This is a genomic window from Microbacterium sp., assembly GCF_030149085.1.
Taxonomy (GTDB): Bacteria; Actinomycetota; Actinomycetes; order Actinomycetales; family Microbacteriaceae; genus Microbacterium.
Genome location: NZ_JASBSF010000011.1, coordinates 1 through 5,291 on the forward strand (window position 1 = coordinate 1; position 5,291 = coordinate 5,291).

Annotated in this window: 3 protein-coding genes; all 3 read right to left on the reverse strand. The window is 63.5% G+C overall.

Annotated elements, in window-relative coordinates; translation table 11 throughout:
• Positions 1-694 precede the first annotated feature (694 nt).
• Positions 695-2,347, reverse strand: a complete 1,653-nt coding sequence (locus tag Q1V87_RS00435; RefSeq protein WP_300590385.1) for an APC family permease — start codon at positions 2,345-2,347, stop codon at positions 695-697.
• Entirely contained in the window at positions 2,344-3,726 is a 1,383-nt protein-coding gene (locus Q1V87_RS00440) for an NAD(P)/FAD-dependent oxidoreductase (protein ID WP_079941045.1), read from the reverse strand. Before Q1V87_RS00440 ends, Q1V87_RS00435 begins: the two co-directional genes overlap by 4 nt.
• 99 nt (positions 3,727-3,825) lie before the next feature.
• Positions 3,826-4,986 carry an N-methyl-L-tryptophan oxidase gene (gene solA / locus Q1V87_RS00445; RefSeq protein ID WP_300590386.1) on the reverse strand — a complete coding sequence of 387 codons (1,161 nt, stop codon included), beginning with the start codon at positions 4,984-4,986 and terminating at the stop codon, positions 3,826-3,828.
• Positions 4,987-5,291 lie beyond the last annotated feature (305 nt).

Genomic DNA, 5,291 nt, shown 5'->3' on the forward strand with positions numbered 1-5,291 from the left:
CAGCGCACCCCGAACTATCGTGAGACACGTCGAGGTCCTCGGTTGGAGCAGCAGTTGGCGCTACTGATCCTCGGGGACCTCGACCCCTACCCGCCGAACCTCACCCGGCGAGCCTCACCCCCACCGAATGTCCGAAGAGCCCGTTTGCCAAGCCGCACGATAATTCGCATGTCACCGTATAAACGTTCAGCAAAGACGTGCGCCTCTGCGCGGTGAGAGAGTCGGCCGCGATACTGCCAATAGACTAGATCAAGCGCATATTCTGGGTCTAAGTAGATGCATGTAATTGAGGCTTGGGGCACCGGGACCACATGGAATACAGTCTCTGCGGGGAGAACTGTAATGTCACCGGTGTGCGCAAGGGTTTCATAGTTGTCAACCAACACGCGTAAGCTACCGCTTCGGACCGCAACAATCTTGATTTCACGGTATGCGGTTCTCTCGGTTGCTGATTTCAGGACATGATGCCGGGCCATGAGTGGAACTCTCGTTTCCACCAGTAAAACGTCCTTGCTCCGAGGTGAACTCTTCACCTGTGTCGGCCACGGCGATAGTGTGGGAATCGCACTAGATGGTTAGAGATAGGAAATTCCTACCCGCCCGACGCCTACCGCTATTGGTTCTCTCCTATGTTATTTCTATGCATTGAACATGCAGACTGTATTGCGGTAATAACACTTTTGAGTAACCTTGACTAGCGTCCGGTTTCATGTTGCAAGTGCTCTTCTCGCTCTGCTGAGGCGTGATCTGCTGCGGCATCAAAAGGTGTCATATCGGTTTCCTGGCGTACCGATCCGACTTCGATTTCCTTGCCTTTGAAGAATCCTGGGTTTATGAGGGAGTAGATCACCATTAGTATGATGCCGCCGCCGATAATGGCGACGCCGGCGACGAAGACGACTCCGACGCCGCCATCGGTAGAGCCGTCGGGGAGGGTGGTGCTGAAAAGCATGTTCCCGGACCCGAAGTCCGGGTCGGTGGCGGAGTCGTAAAGCGTCTTGACGAACATGACGACGAGCGCGATACCGCCGAGGAGCGGGAGAAGGAAGCGTCGGAAGAAGTTCCCGATGCTAGCGAACCAGGTGCCGCGGAAGTACCAGAACGCTGCCAAGCCGGTGATGCCGTAGTAGAAGCAGACCATGATGCCCATCGCGGTGATGGTGTCCCAGAGGGCGTCCTCGGAAACGAGGCGCATCAGCACGTAGAAGGTGACAGAGGCGACCGCCGCCCACACCGTCGCGGCGCCGGGTGTCTGGTACTTGGAGAGCTTGCCGAGGGTTTTCGGCACGGCCCCGTAATGTGACATCGCTTGCAAGGTCCGGGAGGGGGACACGAGCGTCGCCTGGAGCGCCGAGGCGGAGCTCGCGAAGACGGCGAGCGACATGATCAGTGCGAATGGTCCCATTACCTCGGGGGCGAGGGCGGCGAACAGCGCTTCTTGGATGTCCGGATTTCCGGCCCCGAGCCCTGTCGTGCCGATGCCGGTGTAGCTGAGCAGCACGATTGTGACGGTGAGGTAGGTGATCACGATCATGGCGATGGTGAGCAGTGCGGCCCGTCCGGGAGTGCGGCGGGGATCTTTGGTCTCCTCGTTCATCGTGAGGATGACGTCCCAGCCCCAGAACATGAAGATCGACAGCGAGAGGCCGGCCATGAGTGCGCTGAAGCTAAACCCGTCGGATCCGAGGAGCGCGGGGTTGAACCATTCCAGACTCACCGGGGTGTAGTCGTAGGCTTCGCCGTTCGCGATCTTGGCGACCGCTGCGATCACGAACCAGGCGAGGGCTATGGCCTGCAAGCCCACAAGCGCGTATTGAACGCGCTTGGTCTCCTCGACGCCTCGATACGAGATGTACGCGGCGATCCCCGTTAGGATCGCGATGACCGGGATGTTGACCCAGAGATTGCCCGTGAGGTCGGCGATGTCGGGGTTCTCGAACATCTGCGACAGCGCGATGAACAAGAAATCCACGGCGACCGCGGCGAGGTTCGACAGTACCAGGGCGGTCGACGCGACGAGCCCCCACCCGGCGAGCCAGCCGATCCACGGCCCGAACGCACGCGACGACCAGGTGAACGTGGAGCCCGAGTCCGGCATCGAGGAGTTGAGCTCACGGTAGCCCATGAGCACGAACATCATCGGGATGCATCCGATGAGCAGGATGAACGGGGTCTGCAGGCCGGCGACCGAGATCGTCGGCCCGATCCCGGATGTCATGGTGTAAGCCGGGGCGATGCTCGCGATTCCGATGATCGCCCCGGCGAAGGCGCCGATCTTCCCTTTCTGGAGGCCCTTGAGCGTCAGGCTCTTGGTGGTCGCGGCGGGCTCGCGCTGTGTGGTGGTCACTGTGCTGCGCCGTCCGCCTCAAGGATGCGGGCGGCGGTGTCCTGCCCGATGCGGACGGCGCCGTCGACGTGCTGGTAGCCGAAACCTTGGATGTCGGAGCTGGCGAAGAAGATCGGGCCGACGGGCTGGTTCTGGGTCGCACCCCAGCGGCTCAGGCCGCCGAGATCGTAACTGGTGCCGTACGCGCCCCGGGTCCACTCCTCGGCGCCGAAATCGGAGAGGTAGAACGCGAGCGGGTTGCGCGCCTCGTCGCCGAGATACTCGGCGAGGGAGTTCAGGATCGTCTCGCGGCGCTCATCTTCGGGCAGCGCCCAGACCTTCTCCGCGTCGTGCTCCACGATGAATCCGACGAGAGTGCCGCGCTCGTCGCGGTGGTTCGTGTTGTCGTAGATGTCCTGGACTACGTTGTAGTAGCCGAACCCGGTGCCGGAGAGGCCCTGCTCGCGCCAGAATGGGCGGTCATAGGAAGCGTGGACCTTGATGACGAGGCCCATCGAGTGGTGCTGGTGCGCGATTTGCTGGATGCGGGGGAGGGCCGGAACGTACTGGATGCGGGAGTACAAGTTCGGCGGTACCGCGAGGATCGCGTGGCGGGCGCTCACGCGGAGGTGGTCGGTGATCGCGGTGACCGTGGCGGGGGCGCCTTCGGCGGTGTCCTCCCAGTGCAATTCGCGCACCGGGTTGTCGAGGAAGACATTTTCGGAGCCGAGTTCTTCGGCAATGCGGATGGAGACGCTCTGCATGCCGCCGACGACGCGCTTGTCGAGGAGGATGTCTTCGTCCACGAGGTTCTCGAACGACCCGGCCGAGGCGCCGAAGAAGATAGCCTGCAGCAGGGAGAACGAGTGCTTTGGCTTGGTGAGCATCGCCCCCGAGATGAAGTTGCCGATGATGAGGCGCGCCTCGGCGTCGTCGCTCTGGGCGCGCAGCCAGGCGTCGAAGGTGATCTCGTCGTACTCGGCGGCGCGGGGGTGCTCCCACGGGGCGGCTGGGTCGACTTCGAGGGAGAGTCGGGTGAGTTCTGCGCGGAGCTTGCGCATTTCCTCGAGGGTCTCCGGCTTGACGGGGAAGTCGCCGGTGAAACGGTGGCGGTTGCCCTCCTTGTCGATGAACACCGAATCGCCGTCGCGGTGGCGCTGGAAGAGTTCGAGTCCGAGTTCCGCCGCGAGATCCTGGATCGCGGTTTGTTCGGGCGCGATCCACTGGCCGCCGATCTCGAGGAAGGAGCCGTCGATCGTGTCCGACCATGTGCGGCCGCCGACGCGGTCGCGCGCTTCGAGCACGGCGACTGTCTTCCCGGTTTGGCTCAGGCGCCGCGCCGCGGTGAGTCCCGCGGGACCGGCGCCGATGATGACGACGTCGCGAGTGATTTCCTGCATGGTGCTTCTCCTTCTCAAGGGGTTCTCATGAATATGGCGAACTGTGCTCCCGGCGCGTGCGCGATGCGCAGCGGCAGGAGCCCCGGTCCGCCCGTGTGGTCAGTGGTCGAGCGCGCGGTAGTGAGCGGCGAGGCTGAACCGGCCGGGGTCGTAGAGTTCGCTGGCGCCTGCGTGGATCAGGTCAGCGGCGATACGGCCGAGGGCGGGCGCGAACTTGAAGCCCCGTCCCGACAGCCCGGACACGACGACGCGGCTGCCGTCGGGCGAGGCGTCGATAATCGGGGTGAGATCGGCCGTGTAGCTGTCCGGGTGGATGCTGTGGCGCACCGGCTCCGGGTGCAGGCCCGGAAAGTACCAGGTCGCCAGCTCGGAGGTCTGCGCGAGCTCAGTCCGGGTGTGCTCACGCTGCAGCTGCGCGACGTCGTCGACGAGCGGCCAGTCCGGGAACGCGGCACGGCTGATCTTCACGGCGTAGCCTTCGAGGCTCGGGGCGCCGAACAGGTGGGTGGTTCCGCGGTCCCGCACGAAGACGGGGAACCGCTCGGGAAGGAACTGGTCTACGCGTTTCGGCATGAACCACGTGAGCGGCACACTCTTCACCTTCGTGAACGTCTTCAACTCAGGGAGGATCTGCTGGCTCCAGGGGCCGGCGGCGATGACAACCTTCTCGGCGAGAATGTCGCCGCGGGTGGTGCTCACTAGGTGCCTCCCGTGCTGCTCGTCGATGCCGAGCACCCGAGTGTCGTCCCAGATCTCGGCACCTCCGCGCTCGGCGAGTGATGCTGCGGTGAGAATGGCGCGCTCGGGGCGCAGGCCGCCGCCGCCGAGATCGAGGATCGCCTCGTCGCCATCGTCAAAGTCGTGCTGCGGGAACCTACGTCGCAGCTCGCGTCCCACCAGATGCTCGTGGGGGAGGACGAAGCGCTCGGCGGCCTCGAGGGTTCCAGCGATCTTCGGAGAAGCGCCGGGGGCGATCGTGAGCGCTCCGACCTGCAAGTAGATGCTCTGCCCCGATTCTCGCTCGAGTTCTCGCCACAGCTGCTGCGCCCGGACGAGCAACGGAGTATAGTGCTCGCCCTCGTAGGCTGCGGTGCGGAACAGGCGGGACTCCCCGGCGTACGCGCCGTACGCGTGCGCGACGCCGTACTGCTCGATGCCGATGATGCGTCCGGGCACCAGCTTCGACAGCTGCCAGGCGGCCATGGCACCCACGGTGCCCATCCCGATGACGGCGACGGACGCCTGCTCAGTGCAGGACATCGATTCTCCTCGTGCGGCACGGCACCGTGCAGCCGTTGTGAAATTAGCTGGTGACCTCAGTGTTCCAGCTCCGGGGAACGAATCGAAGAGTCCCTCGATACCAGTTCTCACTAGATTCATGCGCTATTAGTCTGAATAAAAGCGGTTCTTTTGCGTTCTGGAAAGGCGCTTGACCCCTGATCTTGGACACGCTGATTCCAGCACGATGCTGGGGAAGCGAGAATCCAAGGGATGGCTAGGAAGAACTACACGGACGAGTTCCGGCAGCGGGCGGTGGACTTGTATGAGTCCACGCCGGGTGCGAC